The following is a 21,942-nucleotide window of genomic DNA, read 5'->3' as shown; positions in this document are numbered from 1 at the left end:
GCGCCTGCGAGGTCCACTGACGGCAATGACGCTCGCACTCGTCAGTTCCGATTTCGACAATCGGCTGCGAACTGCAGTGCTGCTCGTCGCTGCGTTCTTCGGCTCGCTGGCGATTGCGGAGCTGCTGTGGCGCTGGCTGGGCAACCGCATGGCGCGTGACCGCTGGGTAGGCCCCAACTACCGCGGACAGCCCGTCGTGGCCGTGGGGGGACTGCTGACGGTCGCAGCGAGCATCATCGTGACGATTGCCGTGACGGCTGCGCTCGTCATCATCGAGCCTGGCGGGCACGGTATCTGGGCGGTCGTCGTGGGGGACCGCAGCTTTGTGCTGAACCGTTCGCTGGAACCCGCAGCAATCGCTGGGGGCCTCGCGACGCTGGTGCTGTTGTTCGGTTTCGGTTGGCTGGGCTACAGGGATGACACTCGTGGTGCCACCGGCGACACAACTACGACCAGCGTTCGCGGATTTGCCGGGCATCTGCGACGCAGCTGGCATCAGCGACGCCTCACTACCGGAGTCCAGAAGGCGCTCGGAGGCGTCGTCGTGGCGCTTGCTGCAGTCCAGTTGGGGACTTGGGGTGATGTGAGCGACCTAGTCGATTGGGTCGGCGGCGGATTCGACAGCTGGGTCGAGGGAGTGCAGTCGTTGCTCGGGATATTCACCGCAGCGGCGTCGCCAGGGTGGAGCATCGTGACGATGCTGCGTGGGGCCTTGATTGTGGCCCTCGCGGCCAACCTGGCGAACCTGTTGGACCGGGTGCCGGGACGCGCCACCAAGGCTGCGCTGGCGTGGTGGCTGGTGGGTCTCGTGCCGGCGGCAATCACGGCATCTTGCGGCCCCGGGTGCTTCACCCAAGGACCCGATGCAGCGGACTGGGGGGTGTGGGCTGCCGGAGCGGTCGGAGCGGCGGCCGGGCTGCTGCGCAGCGAGCTGGCCGAAAAGCACATGCAGGGTGACACTGGCGTCAACCCCCTCGGTGCGGTGCTGGGCATGGCCACGATCGCCATGTACTCCGCGGCCCTCGAGTGGGTCGTGCTGGTGGTGCTGGCGGTGCTGAACCTCGCGAGCGAGCGCTGGTCGTTCAGCCGGATCATCGACGCAGTGCCGCCGTTGCGGTGGCTGGACCGGCTCGGCTCGCCGTACCGCCGCGACTGACAGGCGAGTCTTATGCCCGCTGCATGGCAGCGGCGCACTGCCGATGTTCCGCCAGGCGCGCGTCGAGGCTGGGGTGGACGATCTGACCGTCGGCGACGACGGGGCGACCGGCCACGATCGTGTCCCGGGCGGACAGCGGGCCGCAGCGCAGCCACGCCTCGATCGGATCTGACAGTGCACCCGCGAACGCGGGACCGTCGAGCTGCCAGACAACGAGGTCGCCGCATGCGCCGGGTGACAGCTCGCCGATCTCGCCCACCCGGCCGAGACAGCCCGCACTGCCACGAGTTGCAAGGTCTAGGACATTGCGGGCGGAGAAATACACCAAATCGGCTCTTCCGGCGTCATCGGCGCCGCCGCCGGTCGCGCCGTCGCCCGTCCTGCCGCTGTCCAGGCCCTGCTCAGCGCTCAAGTGTCGCTGGCCGTCGCGCAGCCGTGCTACCAGCAGGGCATTGCGCGCTTCGGTCCACATTGATGCCGAATCGGTACTGGCCGAGCCGTCCACGCCGAGGCCCACGGGCACACCGGCGGCCCGTAGCTCGCGTACCGGGGCCAGTCCGACGCCCAGCAACATGTTCGAGCTCGGGCAGTGCGCCACTCCGGTGCCCCAGGAGCCGAGCCGTGCGATCTCGGCGGGGTTGGGCTGCACCCCATGTGCGATCCACGAGCGATCCGAGCCCCAGCCGCAGTGCTCGAAGTACTCCACCGGCCGCATCCCGAACATCTCGATGCAGAACCCGTCCTCACCGGGGTCTTCAGCGAGATGCGTGTGCAGACGCACGTCAAGCTGGGAGGCCAACGCAGCGGTGGCGGTCATCAGATCGGTCGAGACTGAGAACGGCGAGCAGGGCGCCAGCGCGATGCGCACCATCGCGTTAGGTGCGCGGTCATGGTGCACGGCGACAAGCCGCTCCGATTCCGCCAAGATCTCGTCGGGCGATTGGCATACCTCGTCGGGCGGCAGTCCACCCGCCGAGCGCCCGAGCGACATCGAGCCCCGTGTGGGATGAAAGCGCATGCCCAACTCGGCAGCCGCGGTGATCTCGGCTGTGATCAGGTCGCCGGTACCTCGGGGGTGCACGTACAGGTGATCGGTGCTCGTGGTGCAACCGCCCAGCGCAAGCTCGGCAAGGCCTACCCAGGCGGACAGGTACGCGCCCTGCTCGTCGAGCCGTGCCCACAACGGGTACAGCGTGGTCAACCAGTCGAACAGCCCGCCCCGAAGCGCCGGTGCGTACGACCGAGTGAGGTTTTGGTACATGTGGTGGTGGGTGTTGATGAGCCCCGGTGTCACCAGGCAGCCGCTCGCGTCGATGTGCCGCTGCGCCCGTGGAGGCGCCTCGCCGGCTCCTCCGACAGCGCTGATGAGACCGTCCGCGATGGCAACCCACCCGCCACCGATCTCTTGGCGCTGACCGTCACACGTCGCCACCAACATGGCGTCGTGTACCAACAGATCTGCCGGCTCTTCGTTACGTTCTTCGTTACGTTCTTCGTTCGTGAGGTCGTTCATGGTTTCCCGTCCAGCAGGAGGATGCTCCGAAGTGAAGTTCTCAGCGGGTTCCCCGAGAGGTCGCTGAGCTCTTGCGGGGATCAGCCACCCCCGGCCAAAGCGACGGTAGCTTGAGATGGAATTCGAGGGAGCCCACTAAGGGAGCCGCGTGGCCAAGCACATTTTCGTCACCGGTGGAGTCGCCAGCTCCCTCGGCAAGGGACTCACCGCGGCCTCGCTGGGGCGCTTGCTCGTCGCCCGGGGACTGCAGGTCACCATGCAGAAGCTGGACCCGTACATCAACGTCGACCCCGGCACTCTCAACCCGTACGAGCACGGCGAGGTGTTCGTCACTGACGACGGCGGTGAGACCGACCTCGATCTCGGCCACTACGAGCGGTTCATCGACGTGTCGCTGACCCGTGATTCGAACGCGACGACGGGCTCGATCTACCAGAAGGTGCTGGCTGACGAACGAAGGGGCGAGTACCTCGGGCGGACGGTGCAGGTCATCCCGCATATCACCGACGAGATCAAAGAACGCATTCGCAAGCTGGCAACCAGCGACGTTGACGTGGTCATCACCGAGGTGGGCGGCACGGTCGGCGACATCGAGATCCTGCCCTTCCTCGAAGCCATCCGTCAGATGCGCCTCGAAGTCGGCCGTCAGAACATCTGCTATGTGCACGTCACGCTGGTGCCGTTCATCGGCCCCTCAGGCGAGCAGAAGACCAAGCCCACGCAGCACTCGGTGACCGAGTTGCGCAGCCGCGGCGTGCAGCCTGACGCCATCGTGCTGCGCAGCGAAAGTCCCATCGAGGACGGCCTGCGCAACAAGATCTCCAACCTCAGCGACGTCGAGCTCGCCGGTGTGGTGAACGCCCCCGATTCGTTGGTCCTCTATGAGATCCCGATGGTGCTGCGGGCCGAGGGCCTCGACAGCTTCCTGTGCGGGATCCTGGGGTTCGATGACGTCGAACCCGACCTCGCCGAGTGGGAAGCGATGTTGGCCCGCATCAAGGCCCCGCAGGCGACGGTGCGCATCGGCATCATCGGCAAGTACGTGACCCTTCCTGATGCCTACTTGTCGGTCGTGGAGTCGCTCCGCCATGCAGCCTCCTACCACGGTGTCGAGGTCGAAATCGAGTGGATCCACTCCGAGGAGATCGAGGGCCTGCTTGCCGCTGGGCGATTGCGGCACCTCGACGGCATGGTGATCCCAGGAGGGTTCGGTTCGCGCGGCATCGAAGGCAAGATCGCCGCCGCTGCGTACTCCCGCGAACACGACATCCCATGCCTGGGCCTGTGCTTGGGGCTGCAGGTCATGGTGATCGAGTTTTGCCGCAACGAATTGGGCTTGCTCGGCGCCAACTCGACCGAGTTCGACCTCAACACGCTGCACCCGGTCATCGACCTCATGCATGCGCAGCGCAACGTCCAGGACAAGGGCGGCACCATGAGGCTCGGCGCATATGTGGCCAGGCTGGCTCCTGGCAGCCGTGTCGCAGCGATGTATGGCGACACGCTGGTCAACGAGCGGCACCGGCATCGCTACGAGGTCAACAGCGCCTACCGCCAGCGGATGGAAGAGGGTGGCCTGCAGTGCAGCGGGATGTCGCCCGACGGCAGGCTGGCGGAGTTCATCGAGCTGGACGGCCACGCGTTCTGGGTGGGCACCCAAGCGCACCCGGAGTTCAAGAGCCGCCCCAACCGGCCCGCACCGCTGTTCTGCGGATTGGTGGGTGCAGCGCTCGCCCGCGCCGAGGGACGCAACCCACAGCTGCTGCCAGCATCTTCTGGAACCGGACCGCTGGGCTCAGAGCAACTGGGCTGACGGTGTCCGCTGCGCTGGCAGTCGAGGCCGAGGACTACCTGGGCTGGCTGTCGAACGAGCGGGGTCGAGCGCCGCGCACTATCGCGTCGTACCGGGCAGACCTCTACGCCTTCGCTGCATGGCTGGAATCCAGAGGCCGAGGCCTGCTCGACGCCAGCACCTCCGATATCGCCGCCTACCTGGCGCACCTGCGAGACGACCTCGGGCGGGCCCCCTCGACGGTGGCCCGGGCCGCTGTCAGCCTGCGTGGCCTCTACCGGTTCCTGGTGGCCGAGGACTTGGCGTCGAACGATCCGGCAGGGGCGCTGGACGTGCCCCGCACGCCGGCCGGCTTGCCTCGGGCGCTGCGGCGTGACCAGATCGAACAGCTGCTGGCCTCTCCAGTCGGAGACAGCCCGCTGGTCCGGCGCGATCGGGCAATGCTCGAAGTGCTCTACGGCATGGGCCTGCGGGCCAGCGAGCTCGTCGCACTTTCTCTGGGCGACGTGGATCTCAATGAGCGGCTCATGCGGGTCTGGGGCAAAGGGGGCAAGGAGCGGATTGTGCCGGTGGGGCGCCACGCCGCCGATGCGGTCGGGGACTGGCTGAGCGGCGCCGGCCGGGGAGCGTTGGAACCCTCCGCATGGAGATCCCGCGACGATGCCGCCGCATTGTTCCTCAACGCCCGGGGTCGGCGGATTACCCGGCAGGGTGTGTGGCTGATCGTGCGTCGCCACGGTGAACGCGTCGGTCTCGGCCCTGACCAGCTGACCACTCACGTGCTGCGCCACTCGTGCGCCACCCACATGCTCGACGGTGGCGCGGACATCCGCAGCGTGCAGGAGCTGCTGGGTCACGCCTCAATCTCGAGCACTCAGCGGTACACCGCGGTTTCCCAAGAACGATTGACCGAGGTGTACCGCCAAGCACACCCCCGCGCTCGTTACTAGCGGTTGTGGGCCGTGCTGCCCAAAGTCGCAACATGTTGGCCCAGAAAATTATAATATTGCGTGCCAAGAACTTGATACACAAATTACCTGAAAATTGCTACACGTACTAGCATGGTGATATGGTTGCCCCGATTGGACCGTTGGTTCCCCACGGATATCTCCCCCGTGTGGCTGATGTTCAGGTGTCCGCAGCACTCGACTCGGCGCCCATCGTGGTCATCGAGGGCGTCAAGGGGTGCGGCAAGACCTGGACAGGGCTGCGCCATGCGCAGAGCCAAGTGCAGCTCTTGGACGATGCGGCGGCGCGGCAAGGTGCCGAGATCGTGCCCCGACGTGCGCTTGAGGGCCCCCGCCCGCGTCTCGTAGACGAGTGGCAAATCGTGCCGTCCATCTGGAATACGGCGCGCCACGTCGTCGACGAAGGCCGTGACGTCGGCTGCTTCATCCTGACGGGTTCGGCGCAACCGCCCGACGACATCACCCGTCACTCGGGGGCGGGGCGAGTCCGACGGGTGAGGATGCGCCCGATGTCGTTGATGGAGAGCGGCGAGTCCGATGGCAGCGTGTCGCTCGGGTCACTGCTCGACGGCGGGCCATGCGATGCCGCTGCGCCGTCGGTGACCGTCCCTGAGATGGCAGAGATCCTGTGTCGAGGCGGATGGCCCCGCAACTTGAGTCGGCCGGCGTCGGTGGCACAGGAACTGTTGGAGAGCTATCTGGACGAGATGGCCCGCGTCGATCTGCCAGCGGCCTCCGGCACCCGGCACGATCCAGCCCGCGTTCGGCGTCTGCTCGTTTCGCTTGGAAGGCACACCTCCACGACGGCGTCCTTGAGCACACTTGCGCGCGACGTGGCCGGCGAGCCTCCGCTCAGCTGGAACGCCACAGCCAACTACCTGGATGCGCTGGAGAGAGTGTTCATGGTGGAGGACTTGCCCGTGTGGCCGGCACGGCTTCGTTCGCGAGCGACTCTGCAGCAGTCGCTCAAGCGCCATTTCGCCGACCCCTCGCTGGCCGCGGCTGTGCTGGCCGCAACGCCGAACCGGTTGCTCGATGAACTCGAGACCTTGGGCCTCCTGTTCGAATCGCTGGTGATCCGCGACCTTCGCGTCTACGCAGCGGCCAACCAGGCAGAGGTGTTCCACTGGCGCACCAGCTACGGCGATGAACTCGATGCGATCATCGAGCGCCGAGACGGCAGCTGGCTTCCTGTAGAAGTCAAGCTGGGTGCGACACGCGTGGACGATGCCGCCCGCTCGCTGACCAAGACCTGCGCAACCATCGATGCCGGCGAGCGCGCAGCGCCGGTCGCCAAACTGGTGGTCACTGCAACCGGCTACGGCTACCGACGGCCCGACGGCGTCTCAGTGGTGCCCATCACCGCGTTGGGGCCGTAGTCATGAAGGACACGGTGAACGCAGCGCTGCGGCACACCATCGATGCTGAGTTGCGGCTCAGGCATGCGCGTCGTCTCGCCGATCTGCACGGCACTGACATTGCAGACGACGAGGTCATGTCCGCCGCGTGGCGCTGAGACCCCTCTATCCCGTAGATAAGAGCGCGCTGGCGCGCATGCACCATCTCACCGTCGTTCACTACGACGCCGACTACGACCGGATCGCCGAAGTGTCTGGGCAACCGACCGAGTGGGTCGTGCCTCGGGGTTCTGTCTGACCCGGCAACAACCACCCCACTCGAATCCCGATGTGTGCAAGACGTACGTTCAGCGCTGGGGCGTTCGCTTATCGGATGGCCGGATTCTTGTCACTCCAGGAGCGAATTGGTGCAGGAGAACTTGGCAGGTCAGAGCGGCGGAATCAAGGGGGCCATTGAGGCTGCCGACCAAGTAATCAATAGGGAGCCAGCGTCCTTCGAGCCCTCCAATCATGTTGAAGCGTGGGCGGCGGTCCAACGTCTCGGCGAGCGCTTCGAGCAGCTACCGGGTGCGATAGCAGAAGCGCTTGACGGCGCGAGCGACAGTGCAAGCATGCTGACCAGCGATGGATTGCAAGGACTCGCAGAGATCGTTCAGAACGCCGACGACGCACACGCCTCGGTAGTTCGCTTCCAGCTTGGGCCGACTGAGCTGTTGGCTACCCACAACGGCGATCCGGTGCGCCTCAGCGATGTGCTCGCATTCGCGACCCCTTGGCTGACCACCAAGTTCAACGATGCAGACGCCACCGGTCGATTTGGCATCGGCCTCTCAACCCTTCGATCATTGTCGAACACGCTCGAGGTGCACTGCGCTCCATACCACGTTCGGATCGGCGATCCGCGGATCGCACCGATCGGGCAACCGGAACATCCGCCGGGGTTCTGCGAACCCGGTTGGACCACGTTACGAGTTCCAGTGCCGCAAGGCACGATTCAAGCTCAGGCGCTCGAGGACTGGTTCAGCCAGTGGGACGACTCTGCCTTGCTGTTCCTTCGCAGTGTGTCTCGTGTCACCCTGCTGGATCCGAACGGCGGCACGACTCTCAGGCTCGAGTTCGCGCGGCACCCGGACGGGAACCCGTCAGTGACGTCGGAACTTCCGGCAGTGTCGCGAGAACACGCGACCGCCTCCGATGGGCGCTCGTGGACCACCTACAGCGCTGACATTCCAACCCCACCAGACGTCCAGCGCACCCGCAAGGCGACAGGTGCGACCACTCCGATAGCGGTGGCCTTCCCGTCCAGCTCCACCGAGATGGGCCAAGTTTACGCAGGGCTGCCTGTGGCCCCGACGCGTTCACCGCACTTTGTGAACGCGCAGTTCGATCCCCTCACGAGCCGTGGAGACCTAGCCGATACGGCATGGAACAAAGCACTCGTAGATCTCGTCGCAGACGTGTGGTCGGAGGCCGTCGTCGACCTCATTGAGCGTGATCCGCGGGCCGCTTGGCGGTCGATACCACTGCCACGCACGGGCGAAGGAGAATCGCGGTCGCTCGTGATTCGCGCACTCGAGGATGCTGTCCTTGATAAGGCGAGACGGACAGTCGCATCCCGAGTGTCGTTTCGGGTGCGCGAACAAGAGCGCCTCAGCCTGTCGTAGCTCGCGGTGGAGGCGCAACCCCTGGAGGGAATCGTGCAGGAAGCCGAGATCGCCGAGCTGGCGGGGTTGAGCGCGACCCTGCCGGCTGACGTTAGGGATCCGGCTGGGAGATGGCGTTCGGTGCTGGATGACTGGCGAAACCACGGCTCTGATCTTCCCGAGGAAGTCAGCGTTGAGCAGGCGCTGGGTCTCGTCGGCGATGAGGGGCGCCCAGTCACCTCCTCGATAGCGCTTGTCGCTGTCGCACTCGAAGAGGGCTTCGGTGCGAGGCTATTGGAGCTTCCGTGTGTGATCGCACGCGACGGGCAACGGTTGGTGCCTCCGGCCGCGGACTCAATGACAGCGGTCGCTGCGGAGTCTGCGGGCCTCGCGGAGCAACTCGGCATCGCCACACCGCTGCACCCCGCCCACTTCGAACCCGACAATGGCGCTCCCGAAGTCATCGCATGGCTGAAGGAGTACGGAGCGCTGCTGGATGGTTCCGAGGACAGCGAGGTAGTGCGCCGCCTCGCGGCGGCTGGGAGGTCTGGACGCTGTCCTGAGTCCTTGCTGGATGACGAGCAATTGTGCGCACTCCGGGATGCCTTTGAATGCCTCCCACAAGAGACTCGACGCGAGCTTGGCCTCGATGTTGGCCGAGCAATTCTGCTGGATTCGTACACACTTGATGCAGAGGGCAAGAAGAAGGCTGACACTGCGCGACCAGCCGACGCGTATCTCTCGCGGGCCATCGATCGCGAGCAAGACAGCTTCGCCATCGCAGCTGGGAAGTCGCGTGGGCTCATGTGGCTGGCAGATCGCTATGCGGACTCCCTACGGTCGCCAGCGGGGCGAGATGGGATCGGTGCACAAAGGTTCCTGCGACTGCTCGGTGCTGAGACCGCACCGCGGCTCCGACCACACCCCCAGCTACGACAGCGGTTCTCGGCTGGCGGTCGCCGCGGCCTTCCGAAATCGCTGGCGGCTGGACCGGAGGCTCGAGCTGCCGCGATGCAAGAAATAGGTGCTACGTACACACTTGAGGATTACGACAGCCCAGATTTGCTCGCAGTTATCACAGATATCTCGCAGGAGCGCCGGGGCAAGCTGCGGCGCAAGAGGGCCGGTGCGCTGCTTTCGGCACTCAGTCGAGCGTGGGATCGTCGGCTAAGCGACTACGCCGAGGTTGACGCCGCCAATGACCATTACGTTTGGAATCTCAAGGGGAAGATTCCTGTCTTTTGGCTCGCGCAGGCGGGCGACATCGCTTGGCTTGACGACGAGAGCGGCAGGGCGCGAAATCCGGCTGAGTTACGAGTTCGAACAGCCGGTACTGCGGCGCTGTACGGCGAGAACTCGTCGGACTTCGTGCATGACGAACTTGACCAGCCGATCCGCCGCACGGTCTTGGCAGCACTCGGCGTCTCCGATGATCCCAGCCGCTCGGAGCTTGTCACGCGACTGCGGGACCTCAGCGGAGCTTCTCAACGGGACGAGACAGCATCTGGAGATCTGCGACGTGAGTCGACACTGGTGTACCGAGCTCTAGTGGTTCGTCTGTGAAATGGTCGGGGCGCGTATGGTGGTGGCATGACTGCTGGATTTGTCGTGTCGGAGGCTGATCGTTCGTCGTTGGAGCGGGTGGCGCGTTCGGTGAGCGAGCCGTGGCGGCGGGTGCGTCCGGCGAGAGCGCTGCTGGCGTTGGCGGACGGCGGTTCGGTGCGCGGCGTTGCTCGGGCGATGGGGGCGCACCAGGACACGGTTCGCCGCTGGCGTGACCAGTTCGGGGTCTTGGGTGTGGACGGTCTGGGTGTGGTGGCGCCGGGGCGGGGCCGCAAGCCCAGCGTGCCCGCAGCGGTGACCGAGGCGATCGTGGCCGACACGCTGTGCGCCGAGCCGCCCGACGCGGCGGCGTGCTGGTCGACGCGTCAGATGGCGGCCCGTCACGGGGTGGGCAAGGACTTCGTCGCCCAGGTGTGGCGCGAGCGGGGGCTGCGCCCGTGGCTCGCCGACGTGTTCAAGGTGTCCGCCGACCCTGACTTCGAGGCCAAGCTCGCCGACGTGATCGGGCTGTACGTGGACCCGCCAGAGCGCGCTGTGGTGTTCAGCTTCGACGAGAAGACCCAGATCCAGGCGCTCGACCGCACCCAGCCGTCGCTGCCGATGCGCCCGGGCCGCAACCGCACCCTGACCCACGACTACAAGAGAAACGGCACCATCGACCTGTTCGCCGCGCTCAACGTCGCCACCGGCGAGGTCCTCACCCAGACCCGCAAGCGCCACACAGGAAACGACGTGCTCGCGTTCTTCAAGTGGATCGACCTGCACACCCCGCGCCATCTCGACGTCCACGTCATCTTGGACAACCTCTCCGCCCACAAGTCCGAGCCCGTGCGCACATGGCTCTCCCACCCCCGCCGCAAGCGCTGGCACCTGCACTTCACACCCACCAGCAGCAGCTGGGCGAACCTCGTCGAAGGCTGGTTCTCGATCCTGACCCGCAAAGCCCTCAAGACGCGAGCGTTCACATCAGTCGAACATCTCAAAGACGTCATCGAGCACTGGGCCGCGCACTGGAACCACGACCCCCAGCCGCTCACATGGACCAAGACCGCCGACCAGATCATCGCCAAAGTCAAACGAGCCCGAACCGCCCTAAACAAAACCGCGACACACCACTAGCACGGAGCTTGGCGGGTGCGCGGATCGGCGCAGATCTGACAAGAGGTCAACTGCGACGGGTATTCGAGCGTGATGGTCTCGTGCATACGGATCAAGGTTGGTTGCCACCTCGGCGCGTACTCGCTGGGCCACCGATCTTCGGACACTTGCGCCCGTTTGCGCCGGCAGCGAGTGAGTGCGAGTCGTTGTGGCGAGCGTTAGGACTCAGAAGACCGTCTGCGGGAGATTGCTTAGACATCATTGAAGAGATCACATACCGTCGCAGGCGCAAACCGGCCCAAGCTGAGGAAGCCATTCTGCTCGATACGTTTCGCCAACTCGCTGAGCTCCACAAGCCAGACGACAGTGTCGAGGGCCAAAGGCTGCGGCGACTGGCCCTTTGGACCAGCAATAGGTGGATGCGAAGGCGCCCTGTATATGCGACCGATGATCCCATCCTCGCGAAGGGACTCGGCAATCGCCCCCCGATTTGGCGGCCGGGTGGAGGGCTTGAGCAGTTCCGATCTTTGCTTGAACCATTGCGCGTTACGGAGATTCACGCCGGTGAAACCCGAGTAGTTGAACCCGAGTGTGCACTGGAAGCCCAAGAACTGACGGAGCTCTTTCGAAGGGCAGTCGGCCTGCTGCGCGACGATCTGCAGCGAAACGACCGGACACTTGCCGAAACCCTCGGCGTGCCGTGGGACAGCTTGGCGGCGTGCGAGGTCAAAGTACATCCCAGCCTCTCGGTCACAGTCAGGGCAGCCCCGGACGACGAGCACGACTGCGAAGTCAATGCGAAATTTGACCTCGCCGACTCCACGGCATTTGTCAAAGAACCGGCAATGCTCGCTCGCGTCGATGGTGGAGGCACAGCGCTCGCAGCGCTCTTTGAAGGTGATGCGCGACTCGTTGCCCAGGCATGGCGAGTCGCTTGTGACCGAGCCGATGAAGGCATCTCGACTCAATCCCTTGAACTGGCCAGTGACCGCGCTCAACGCGAGGCGCTATCGCTTGACGACACCCGTCCCTTGACGCAATTGCAAGCGAGCGCTGCGCAGAGGCACCACTCGCCACGGAGTACCGCTGGTCCGGGAAGTGGCGAATCTCAGCCATCCTCGGTAGCAGAAGGCGAAGACGTACGACAAGGAACTTCACCCGAGAATGTGCGTAGGAGGCTCGTCGATCCGGAGTCGCTCATGATCGCTGAACCGATGGGAGCTGTCGAGTACGCACCGCTAGGTCGGCGGCGCGTCATTCCAGCGGGCACGCACAGGCCTCGCGCTGAACTCAATGAGCCGAGGGTTGAGTCTCGACAACCGCAGAACCGAATCCGCCCTCCCGGGTACTCCGATCTGGATAAGGAAAACGTGGGATTCGAGTTGTTCCTCAGGGCGCTGGGTGCCAGCAGGGACGATAACTCTGACTGGCTTGCGCCAAGCAACAAACTGGACGCAGCAGTTCGCTCGGCTTGATGACGCGCAACCGGACAATGAACGGAATTAGACAAAGAATGGCAATCGCAGGCATCTAAAGAGGGGGGTGACGCACCCTCTGCTTCGCTGGCTACGTTCCGTCGGTTTGGAGCAGCGTTGCCGGGCGTCTCCATTCCGGCTTCGAGCCGTCGCGAGTCCCGGGTGGTGCCTATGGGCTGCGCGCGGTCGCTCGTGCCGGGTCGGGTGCGTCGGTATGGTCGGGATTGGGAGGCTGTAGGCGGGGTCGACCGTCGGGTGGGGCATGGATCGTGCGGTCGTGCTGGTGGAGATCTTTGTGGCAGTCCCAACACATCGACGCCAGGTTTGGAATCTCGGTGAGACCGCCGTGTTCGTAGAAGTCGATGTGGTGCGCTTGGGTGTGCTCGGCGGTGAGCTCACAACCGATGCAGCCGCCGTCCCGGATGGCGAGGACCAGACGTTGGGCGTCGTTGGCGTTGCGGGTGCGTCCCAGAGCGAGTTCTGACCAGTCGGCATCGAACATCGCTGGGAGAACTCTGGCGTCGACGGCGTACTCGGCGAGCATCTGAGCCGACAGCGGAGTGCCGTCGTCGAGGCGAGGGTTTGCGAGCCGGTCGTTGACGATGTCGTAGTCCGCGACGATGACGAGGCTCGTGGTCGAGCGCCGTGCCGGGGCATCGCCAAGCACGAGTTTGCACAACGCATCAGCGGTGAGTTGGCCTCGGGTCGGACCCTCATATTCGTCGGCGCCATGGTTGTCGTCGCGATCGGCGTCGAAGCGTCGACGGAGAGAGCGCACTTCGGCTTGAAAGGCGTTGCTGAGCTGGCGTCCGGAGAGCATGTCCAGCTTCGCCCGCAGGTACCACATGCCGTCGTCGCCTCTGCGCAGCGACGCATACCGCTCGCTGTGCTGCAACGCGTACTCCGCGTCGACAGGATCAAGCGTGCGGCCCTCCGCGGCGGCTTCGGCAGCGAGGTCCGCGTAGACCTGCTGGCTTTGGTAGGCGAGCGGGTGACGTGCCACGGTGTCGGAGGGGTACGCGCGGCACAGCTCCAAGAACTCCGCTTCGCTGCGGCGGTGCTTCTTTGGTGCTTCGCGAGCAATCACCCGTGCATGAGACAACTGGATCTCGCCGCTGCGGAGCGCATCGAGCGTCTCAGTCATGCCGTGCTCGATGAGGCTCCCGGCCAGCCTGGCCTCCGAGCGAGCCTGCGGCGAATTCATCCGGGTCTCTTCACGCAGCACATGAGCGGCACCCTGAGGCCCGTTACGAGAGGTCAGTTCCCCCAAGATCGCCAGATACTCCGCCTCGACGCGAGCCCGCTCAGCAACCACGTGCACCAAACGGTCCTTCAGATCACCGGTGCTCAACGCCTCCACATCGACCACGGCATCGGCACCGGATCCGTTCGCCGCAACACCAGCGGGCTTGGTTTCGGCCCCGAGGCCTGCGCAGGTCGCTGGCGCATCACCGGAGCGGATGCGGTCCATGAGGGGGGCGATGAACATAGAGAAAGCATACATTTGTTTGTAGCCAATTGCAAACACTCGCGCGCACAAATTTCGAGAAATTCCGGAAGATTGCTCGCTGATTCAACTTCAACGATGATCCTCACGATCTGCCTGCGCTCTGGCACGTCGTCATGATCGAGGAGTGAGGAGCTGCGCGCTTCGCGCTGATCGCCTTTGCCTGCGGACGCAAATGGGTGGGCGAACCGCGCCGGATTACTTGGGCAGGAAGCCCATCGACGCCTTGGCGCGAGCCAGGGTGCCTGATGCCACCGCTTCAGCCTTGTCGGCACCGGCTGCGATGATGCGAGTGAGTTCCGCGGGGTCCGCATCGAGCTCGGCCTTTTTGGCGGCAATCGGCTCGAGCATCGCGATGACCGCATCGGCGGTATCGGACTTGAGGGCCCCGTACTGGCTGTAGCCCGCCGCGGAATCGGCTGGGCTTCGACCGGTGGCGGCACCCAGGATCGACAGCAGGTTCGAGACGCCTGGCTTGGCGCCGGGGTCGTAACGCACCTCGGATTCGGAGTCGGTCACGGCGCGGGCGAACTTGCGAGAGATGTCGGCAGGATCGTCGAAGATGCCGATCGACCCCTGCGGGCTCTCGGCTGACTTGGACATTTTCGCGGTGGGATTCTGCAGGTCCATGACGCGGGCGCCCACCGCGGGAATGGCAGCGTCGGGGATCACAAATGTGTCGCCATAGCGGCTGTTGAATCGTTGCGCCACGTCGCGGGTCAGCTCGAGGTGCTGGCGCTGATCGTCGCCGACGGGCACCCGGTCGGCGTCGTAGATCAAGATGTCGGCGGCCATCAGCGCCGGGTACGTGAACAGCCCGGCAGAGACATGTTCACCGCTCTGCCCGCCCCCCTCTGAGCGAGCCGACTTGTCCTTGAATTGGGTCATCCGTCGCAGCTCGCCGAGCGACACCGTGCATTCGAGCAGCCACGAAAGCTCCGTGTGCTGGGGAACGTGGCTCTGGACGAACAACGTGCAGACCTCAGGGTCGAGGCCGACCGAGATGAGCGTGGCCATCGTGCCCAGCGTCGCGGAGCGCAGCTGTTGCGGATCCTGCTGGATGGTGACGGCATGCAGGTCGACGGCGCAGTAAAAGGCGTCGGCATGGTGCTGATCGATCGCCCATTGGCGCAGCGCCCCGAGATAGTTGCCGAGGTGAACGTCGCCGGTGGGCTGGATGCCCGAGAGCACTCGTGTCATGGCGCCTGACGGTACCGGACGGGTGTGAGCGGGCCGCAGCGAAGGCCGCGTTGGGCCCCTGGCCACATGGCGAGGCCATTTTCGAAACTCGCCAAATATCCCGAGCCATGCCCATGGGCCGCGGTACCTTCGGGCCGCGTGACCCACGAGGTTCGCACCGAGGCCTTCGCGGGCCCGCTGGATGTGCTGGTGAAGCTGGTCGTCGCCCAGGAGGTCGACATCTGGGAGGTGTCGTTGACGCGCCTCGTCGACGACTTCGTCGCCGTGATGGTGGCTGCGGACCTCACGCACGGCGCCGATGGCGAAACCGACGTCCATAGCAATGGCGAGTCCAAGATCGACCTCGATGCTGCGAGCGAGTTCACGCTGCTGGCTGCAACGCTGATCGAGCTGAAGTCCCGCCGCCTGCTGCCTGCCCCGCCCGTCGAGCTGGATCTGGAAGAAGAGCTGGCGGCATACGGGTTGCGGGACGCGGCGTTCGCACGACTGGTCGAGGGCCGAACGTTCGGCGCCGCGGCCCGGCTTCTGCGAGAGCGGTGGCTGGCCGCATCGTTGCAATGGCCCAGAAACGCCGGTCCCGAAGAGCGGTTCTTTGCCTTTGCGCCTGACTTGCTCGAAGGCGCGTCCCGTGACGACTTGACCGCAGCGCTCGAGCGCGTGCTGGCGCCAAGGCCCGTGCCGCGTGTTGACGTCGGTCACTTGCGTGCTGCGGGGATCACGGTGGACGAGGCGCTGATCCAGATTGCCGAACGGCTGATGGTCGACGGTGCGATCTCTTTCCGTGAGCTCACGGAGAATCTCACCGAGCGCATAGTCGTCGTCGTGTACTTTCTGGCCGTGCTCGAGCTGTTCGGATCGGGGCTCGTGGAATTGGTCCAAGCCGAGCACTTCGGCGATATCGGCGTGGAGTGGATCGGGGGCGACGACGCATCGCTGCCGGTCTCGGCTGTCGGCTATGGGGAGGACGCTGCGTGAGCAGCAAGCGTCCGCCGCACAGCTCGGCCAACGGCCTGCGCCTCGTCAGCGATGAGGGTCGCACGGTCGCTGAACCGCCGACGCCGCCGATCACGCAGGCAGAGTCGCCGGCACAACCCCCGCCACACCCGTCGATTCCGGGCCAGAACGGGCACGCCGAGAATGGCGTGGCGGAATCCGGTGCCGGTCTCGACGGCATCGCTGCGGAAATCCTCGCCGGCAAGATGACGTTCGACGAGCTACGAGCGCTCGACGACAACGAGCTGTACGCAGCGATCGAGGCCGTGCTGATGGTTGCAACCGAGCCTGTACCGGCCGAGGTGCTGGCGTCGGTGACAGCGGCGCCCATCTCGTCGGTCCACGTGGTCTGCGACGAACTCGCTCGCGAGTACGCGACGGCCGAGCGCGGTTTCACGCTCGTGCGGGTTGCAGGCGGCTACCAACTGCAATCCGCCCCGGCCGTATCGGAATATGTCGAACGGTTCGTCGGCAGTCGCCGATCTGGAAGGCTTTCTGCGGCGGCGATGGAGACTCTGGCCGTGGTTGCTTACAAGCAACCCATCTCGCGTGCGCAGATCAGTGCCATCCGGGGCGTGAATGCCGACGGCGTCGTGCGCACGCTCGTGGACCAAGGCTACATCGCTGAGGTCGCGCGCGATCCAGGCCCGGGCAACGCTTCCCTGCTGGGGACGTCAGAGCTCTTTCTCGAACGACTGGGCCTCGACGGCCTCGAGGACCTGCCGTCGCTGGCCGAGCTGAGCGTGGACCCCGACGCGGTGGAGGCCATGGACCGCCTCGCAGCCAGCCGCACCGGCTAGGCGACGTGGCACCCGCTGGCGGGCCAGAAGGCGGTATAGAGCGACTGCACAAAGTCATGGCGCGTGCCGGCGTAGCCAGCCGGCGCGCGTGCGAGGACCTGATCATTGCGGGAAGCGTCACGGTCAATGGCACAACAGCCCGGATCGGCGATCGTGCGGGACCGGCAGATCGGATCGAGGTCGATGGAGCGGTCGTCACCTGGGACCCGGCGCTAGTCCACTACTTGGTGAACAAGCCTCGTGGTGTGCTCAGCGCAGCATCGGATGAACGGGGAAGACGCTGCGTGACCGGCCTGGTGCCTGCGGCAGTGCGCGTGTTCCCGGTCGGTCGGCTGGACGCCGACAGCGAAGGGCTCATCATCGTGACCAACGACGGCGAGCTGACTCACCGGCTGACGCATCCGTCGTGGGGTGTCGACAAGGAGTACCTGGCGCATGTGGAGGGGGTGCCGTCTCGGGGATCGCTGGCCCGTCTGCGCGAAGGCATCGAGCTGGACGATGGGAAGACTGCGCCAGCGGTGGTGTCCATGCCGCAGCCGTCAATGCTGCGCATCACGATTGGGGAGGGCCGCAACCGCCAGATCCGCCGAATGTGCGAGGCGGTGGGCCATCCGGTGCTGCGGTTGGTGCGCAATCGCATCGGCCCGCTAGTCGATCCGGCCTTGCGCCCTGGCGAGCACCGTTCGCTCAGCGCCGACGAGATCCGGCAGCTGCACCGTGCCGCAAGGCGCGGCGATTGACACGGGCCGTAAGGCGCGGCGATTGACACGGGCCGTAAGGCGCGGCGATTGACACGGGCCGTAAGGCGCGGCGATTGACACGGGCCGTAAGGCGCGGCGATTGACACGGGCCGTAAGGCGCGGCGATTGACACGGGCCGTAAGGCGCGGCGATTGACACGGGCCGTAAGGCGCGGCGATTGACACGGGCCGTAAGGCGCGGCGATTGACACGGGCCGTAAGGCGCGGCGATTGACACGGGCCGTAAGGCGCGGCGATTGACACGGGCCGTAAGGCGCGGCGATTGACACGGGCCGTAAGGCGCGGCGATTGACACGGGCGCGGTGCGAACTGCTGCCCGGCAGCCGCAGACGCGTGCAGTTAGGCGGCCCGCCAATGTCACAGCGAGCGACCACAATGGATGTAGCGCAGGCAGAACACCCTGATGAATTGCCCGAGAGCCTGCGCATGCACACCGGAGCAAGCAGATGAGCCTCGCTGAGACATACCGGCTGTCGGGGCGCTACACGGACGACAGCGGCACCACGTTCATGACTGGGCTGCAAGCGTTGGCGCGCCTGCCGATCGAGCAGCTGCGGGCCGATCGGCGCGTTGGGCTGCGCACGGCGGCCTTCATATCGGGCTACCCCGGCTCGCCGCTCGGCGGCTATGACGCCGCCGTCGAGACCGCCCGCGCCACGACCGATTTGCCAGTCGTGCATTCGCCTGCTGTCAATGAGGACCAGGCAGCGACCGCCGTCATGGGCAGCCAGCTGGCCACTACCCGTCCCGATGCCGTCTATGACGGCGTGGTCGGCCTGTGGTACGGGAAGGCGCCCGGCGTCGACCGGGCAACCGATGCCCTTCGGCACGCGGTGTTCGCAGGCGCCGATCCTCGCGGTGGCGCGGTCGCCATCGCCGGCGACGATCCAGCCGCCAAGAGCTCCACGATCCCCTCGAGTTCCGCTGGGACCATGGCCGACCTGCACATCCCGGTGCTGTATCCGGGCACGCCCGCCGAGGCGCTCGATCTGGGCCGTCACGCCATCGCGATGTCCCGCACGACGGGGCTGTGGACGGGCCTGAAGATCGTGGCCGACGTGGCAGACGGCGCTGCAACGGTTCTGCTGGATCCAGACCGGTTCGACCCCGTCATCCCGCTCGTTGACGGCGAGCCCTACCGCCACAGGCCCGACGGCTACCTGCTGACGCCGCGCACGGTCGACATCGAGCGTGAGATCGTCGAAGTCCGCTACGAGCTGGCCATCGCGTACGCGGCAGCCAACAACCTGAACGACGCCACGGTCGACCCTCCCGACGCCTGGATTGCCGTCGTGGCCTCGGGCATCACCTACCGCGAGGTGCGCGAGGCATTGCGGCGGCTGGGCCTTGACAGTGACGAGTCGGTGCGAGACGCCGGCATCCGGCTCGTGCGGATGGGAATGCCGATCCCGTTCAGCGCCGAGCGAGCCCGGCACTTCGCCCGCGGGGTCACGGAGATCTTCGTAGTCGAGGAGAAGAGCCCCAACATCGAGTCGCTGCTCACCGACGCCCTTTACAACCAGTCGCACCATCCCCGCATCGTCGGCAAGACCGACGAGAACGACCGGATGCTGCTGAGCTCGTATGGTGCGCTGACCGCCGATGACCTCATCAAGCCGTTGCGCAGTCGCCTCGAGGCTCGCATCGGCGACCGGCTCGTAGTGGCCCGCCCCGAGCGTGTGCGCATCGAGCTGCCGTTGGCATTGCCGTCCGAACAGAGCCGTTCGCCGTACTTCTGCTCGGGCTGCCCGCACAATCGATCCACCGAGGTGCCCGACGGCGCGCTGGTGGGCGCCGGCATCGGTTGCCACACGATGGCGCTGTTCATGGATCCCGAACGCGTCGGCGACATCGTGAGCGTGACGTGCATGGGCCAAGAGGGCACTCAGTGGATTGGCATGTCGCCCTTCGTGGAGACGTCCCACATCTTCCAGAACCTCGGCGACGGCACCTATTTCCACAGCGGTCAGCTCGCCATCGCCGGAGCGGTGGCCTCGGGCACGAACATCACCTACAAGCTGCTGTGGAACCGGGCCGTCGCCATGACCGGCGGGCAGGACCCAGCCGGCCAGCTGGAGGTGCCCGAAGTGGCGGCTGGGCTGCTGGCTGGCGGGGTGGCCAAGGTGCTCATCACCACTGACGACCCCTCCGCCTATCGCAGCCGCTCATTGCCCGCCGGCGTCGAGGTGTGGCACCGCAACCGCCTGACCGAATCCCAGGAGATGCTCGCGGGAATCGAGGGCGTCACCGTGCTGATTCACGATCAGCAGTGCGCGGCAGAGGCACGCCGGGCCCGAAAGCGGGGAACCCAGCCGACGCCGACCAAGCGGGTGCTGATCAACGAGCGGATCTGCGAAGGCTGCGGCGACTGCGGGCGCAAGAGCAACTGCCTGTCGGTGCAACCGATCGACACGTTCTTCGGCCGCAAGACCCACATCGACCAGACGTCCTGCAACCTCGACTATTCGTGCCTCGACGGTGATTGCCCGTCGTTCATGACCGTGAACCAGCGCGGACCGTTTCGCACCGCAGTGCGGGAAATGCTTGCGCCGCTGCGGCGTGCGCCCCGGACCGAAGAAGGAGCTGGCAGCAGGCCCGAGCCGCCGGCCGAACTGCCCGAACCTGTTCCGCTCACCGGTCCCGATGAGGTGTCGGTGCGCATGTGCGGGATCGGCGGCACGGGCGTGGTGACGGTCAACCAGATGCTCGGCACTGCGGCGATGTTCGACGGCTTCGAGGTTCGGGGGCTCGATCAGATAGGTCTCTCGCAGAAGGCCGGCCCCGTTGTGGGCGATCTGCGGCTGCGGCGCCTCGGGGGACCGGCTACGGCCCGCCTTGGCAGCGGCCAGGCCGACGTGATCCTGGCCTTCGACCTGCTCGTGGCGGCGTCGGCAGCGGGACTCGATGTGGCCGACCCGCAACGGACCATGGTCGTCGGCTCCACGTCGGTGACGCCGACCGGCGCGATGGTCGCCGATCCGACCATCGAGATGCCCGTGACCGACGAAATGCTCGAGCGGGTGGCGGCAGTCACTGTCGAAGGGCAGCGGCACTGGGCGGATGTCGCCGAGCTGGTGACCGTATTGTGCGGCTCGGCGGTCACGGCGAACGTGTTTGTCGTGGGAATGGCCATGCAAACTGGCGCACTGCCCATAGCACCTTCGAGTGTGGAGGCGGCGATTGAGTTGAACGGCGTTGCGGTGGCCCAGAACATCGCGGCCTTCCGCTGGGGCCGGGCGATGGTTGCTGACCCGAACGGCACCAGAGCAGCCGCAATCGCAGCGGCAGCCTCGACGCCCGTTGCGGATCGAGGCTCCAGCGACGTCGGCGCCCGCGAATTCTCGTTGCCGCGCCGCTTGGCGGCTCTCATCGACGAGATGGTGGACGGCCTCGGTGGCGTGGAAGCGGCGCACGATTCAGCGGAGCTGCGATCCAGCCTCGGTACCTATGTGTCAGAGCTCTGCGCCTACCAGTCCGAACGCTTGGCGGCCGACTTCCTGGAGGCCGTCCAAGGTGTGGCGCGTGCGGATCGGACTGCAGGGGACGGCTCGGCCAGATTGACCGATTCGGCAGCGGCCGGGCTGTTCAAGTTCATGGCATACAAGGACGAGTACGAGGTTGCCCGCCTCATGGGAGACCCGGCTGCGAACGAGGCTGCGCGCGCCTTGGCGGCTTCGGTTGGCGGCACCGTGTCGTGGAACTTGCATCCGCCGGTGCTGCGGGCGCTTGGACGCACGGGCAAGGTCCGGTTCTCGCTGGCCTGGCGACCGATGTTCGCGCTGCTGGCGCGGGGCAAGCGCTTACGAGGTCGCTGGTTCGATCCCTTCGGCCACACCGAGATCCGCCGGACCGAGCGGGCGCTGGTACACGAATACCTCGCCGCCCTCGATGCCGCTGTCGAGGCCCTCGAGCGTGACGCCGGCGCCGCTCGATACGAGCAGGCAGTTGCCATCGCCAGGTTGCCGGAGCTGGTCCGCGGCTACGAGGACATCAAGATGGCCACTGTCGAGACGTTCCGGGCTGAGCTCGACGAACGTGTCAGCGAGCTCACCCACTGAAGGTCGATCAGGCAGATCGGCAACCAGAGCCTGCACACGGGGAGGGTCGGGAGGCCTC

Annotated in this window: 17 protein-coding genes; 13 read left to right on the top strand and 4 right to left on the bottom strand. The window is 65.9% G+C overall.

The window, feature by feature from the left end:
• The first annotated feature begins 25 nt into the window (after positions 1-25).
• Positions 26-1,156, top strand: coding sequence for a hypothetical protein (locus ACOOHB_RS07455; RefSeq protein ID WP_420444163.1), 1,131 nt, complete (start codon positions 26-28; stop codon positions 1,154-1,156).
• 10 nt (positions 1,157-1,166) lie between these two features.
• Here the strand turns inward: ACOOHB_RS07455 and ACOOHB_RS07450 are convergent, their stop codons facing one another.
• Positions 1,167-2,669: an amidohydrolase family protein gene (locus ACOOHB_RS07450; RefSeq protein ID WP_420444162.1), complete on the bottom strand. Its 1,503-nt coding sequence runs from the start codon at positions 2,667-2,669 to the stop codon at positions 1,167-1,169.
• 148 nt (positions 2,670-2,817) lie between these two features.
• Here ACOOHB_RS07450 and ACOOHB_RS07445 point away from each other — a divergent pair, with 148 nt between their 5' ends.
• The 8 genes from ACOOHB_RS07445 to ACOOHB_RS07410 all read left to right on the top strand — a co-directional run bounded on the left by ACOOHB_RS07445 (position 2,818) and on the right by ACOOHB_RS07410 (position 11,112).
• Positions 2,818-4,482 (top strand): CTP synthase, encoded by a 1,665-nt coding sequence (locus tag ACOOHB_RS07445; protein ID WP_420444161.1) that lies wholly within the window; start codon positions 2,818-2,820, stop codon positions 4,480-4,482.
• 2 nt (positions 4,483-4,484) lie between these two features.
• A complete protein-coding gene (locus ACOOHB_RS07440; protein WP_420444160.1) occupies positions 4,485-5,411 on the top strand; it encodes a site-specific tyrosine recombinase in 927 nt (308 codons plus the stop codon).
• 119 nt (positions 5,412-5,530) lie between these two features.
• Complete coding sequence (locus tag ACOOHB_RS07435; RefSeq protein ID WP_420444159.1) at positions 5,531-6,808, top strand: ATP-binding protein; 1,278 nt, start codon at positions 5,531-5,533, stop codon at positions 6,806-6,808.
• Positions 6,809-6,810: 2 nt separating this feature from the next.
• Positions 6,811-6,945, top strand: coding sequence for a hypothetical protein (locus ACOOHB_RS07430; RefSeq protein ID WP_420444158.1), 135 nt, complete (start codon positions 6,811-6,813; stop codon positions 6,943-6,945).
• Positions 6,936-7,085: a hypothetical protein gene (locus ACOOHB_RS07425; RefSeq protein ID WP_420444157.1), complete on the top strand. Its 150-nt coding sequence runs from the start codon at positions 6,936-6,938 to the stop codon at positions 7,083-7,085. Before ACOOHB_RS07430 ends, ACOOHB_RS07425 begins: the two co-directional genes overlap by 10 nt.
• 109 nt (positions 7,086-7,194) lie before the next feature.
• Positions 7,195-8,451 carry a sacsin N-terminal ATP-binding-like domain-containing protein gene (locus ACOOHB_RS07420; RefSeq protein ID WP_420444156.1) on the top strand — a complete coding sequence of 419 codons (1,257 nt, stop codon included), beginning with the start codon at positions 7,195-7,197 and terminating at the stop codon, positions 8,449-8,451.
• Between the two features lie 6 nt (positions 8,452-8,457).
• Positions 8,458-9,993 carry a hypothetical protein gene (locus ACOOHB_RS07415; RefSeq protein ID WP_420444155.1) on the top strand — a complete coding sequence of 512 codons (1,536 nt, stop codon included), beginning with the start codon at positions 8,458-8,460 and terminating at the stop codon, positions 9,991-9,993.
• 27 nt (positions 9,994-10,020) lie between these two features.
• Entirely contained in the window at positions 10,021-11,112 is a 1,092-nt protein-coding gene (locus ACOOHB_RS07410; protein ID WP_420444154.1) for an IS630 family transposase, read from the top strand.
• 230 nt (positions 11,113-11,342) lie between these two features.
• On the opposite strand, the gene ACOOHB_RS07405 is transcribed toward ACOOHB_RS07410, so the two are convergent.
• The 3 genes from ACOOHB_RS07405 to trpS all read right to left on the bottom strand — a co-directional run bounded on the left by ACOOHB_RS07405 (position 11,343) and on the right by trpS (position 15,273).
• Entirely contained in the window at positions 11,343-12,089 is a 747-nt protein-coding gene (locus ACOOHB_RS07405; RefSeq protein WP_420444153.1) for a hypothetical protein, read from the bottom strand.
• Positions 12,090-12,735: 646 nt separating this feature from the next.
• Positions 12,736-14,055 carry an HNH endonuclease signature motif containing protein gene (locus tag ACOOHB_RS07400; protein ID WP_420444152.1) on the bottom strand — a complete coding sequence of 440 codons (1,320 nt, stop codon included), beginning with the start codon at positions 14,053-14,055 and terminating at the stop codon, positions 12,736-12,738.
• A 216-nt stretch (positions 14,056-14,271) separates the two neighbouring features.
• Entirely contained in the window at positions 14,272-15,273 is a 1,002-nt protein-coding gene (trpS, locus tag ACOOHB_RS07395; RefSeq protein ID WP_420444151.1) for a tryptophan--tRNA ligase, read from the bottom strand.
• Between the two features lie 138 nt (positions 15,274-15,411).
• Here trpS and ACOOHB_RS07390 point away from each other — a divergent pair, with 138 nt between their 5' ends.
• The 4 genes from ACOOHB_RS07390 (at position 15,412) to ACOOHB_RS07375 (ending at position 21,884) form a co-directional block, all read left to right on the top strand.
• Positions 15,412-16,248, top strand: coding sequence for a segregation and condensation protein A (locus tag ACOOHB_RS07390; protein WP_420444150.1), 837 nt, complete (start codon positions 15,412-15,414; stop codon positions 16,246-16,248).
• Positions 16,245-17,066 (top strand): SMC-Scp complex subunit ScpB, encoded by an 822-nt coding sequence (gene scpB, locus ACOOHB_RS07385; RefSeq protein WP_420444149.1) that lies wholly within the window; start codon positions 16,245-16,247, stop codon positions 17,064-17,066. The genes ACOOHB_RS07390 and scpB overlap by 4 nt, the downstream gene beginning before the upstream one ends.
• 5 nt (positions 17,067-17,071) lie before the next feature.
• A complete protein-coding gene (locus tag ACOOHB_RS07380) occupies positions 17,072-17,806 on the top strand; it encodes a pseudouridine synthase (RefSeq protein ID WP_420444148.1) in 735 nt (244 codons plus the stop codon).
• Positions 17,807-18,272: 466 nt separating this feature from the next.
• On the top strand, positions 18,273-21,884 hold the full coding sequence (locus ACOOHB_RS07375) for an indolepyruvate ferredoxin oxidoreductase family protein (protein WP_420444147.1): 3,612 nt from the start codon (positions 18,273-18,275) through the stop codon (positions 21,882-21,884).
• The last annotated feature ends 58 nt before the right edge of the window (positions 21,885-21,942 follow it).

The sequence above is a fragment of the Candidatus Poriferisodalis sp. genome (assembly GCF_965215815.1).
Taxonomy (GTDB): domain Bacteria; phylum Actinomycetota; class Acidimicrobiia; order Acidimicrobiales; family Poriferisodalaceae; genus Poriferisodalis.
The sequence above is the reverse complement of the archived record's forward strand: the minus strand, read 5'-3'. Positions and strand labels throughout refer to the sequence as shown.

Coding starts and splice junctions, on each gene's coding strand:
- ACOOHB_RS07455 (WP_420444163.1), top strand. CDS start 26: ATGACGCTCGCACTCGTCAGTTCCGATTTCGACAATCGGCTGCGAACT.
- ACOOHB_RS07450 (WP_420444162.1), bottom strand. CDS start 2,669: ATGAACGACCTCACGAACGAAGAACGTAACGAAGAACGTAACGAAGAG.
- ACOOHB_RS07435 (WP_420444159.1), top strand. CDS start 5,531: ATGGTTGCCCCGATTGGACCGTTGGTTCCCCACGGATATCTCCCCCGT.
- ACOOHB_RS07430 (WP_420444158.1), top strand. CDS start 6,811: ATGAAGGACACGGTGAACGCAGCGCTGCGGCACACCATCGATGCTGAG.
- ACOOHB_RS07410 (WP_420444154.1), top strand. CDS start 10,021: ATGACTGCTGGATTTGTCGTGTCGGAGGCTGATCGTTCGTCGTTGGAG.
- ACOOHB_RS07400 (WP_420444152.1), bottom strand. CDS start 14,055: ATGTTCATCGCCCCCCTCATGGACCGCATCCGCTCCGGTGATGCGCCA.
- trpS (WP_420444151.1), bottom strand. CDS start 15,273: ATGACACGAGTGCTCTCGGGCATCCAGCCCACCGGCGACGTTCACCTC.
- ACOOHB_RS07375 (WP_420444147.1), top strand. CDS start 18,273: ATGAGCCTCGCTGAGACATACCGGCTGTCGGGGCGCTACACGGACGAC.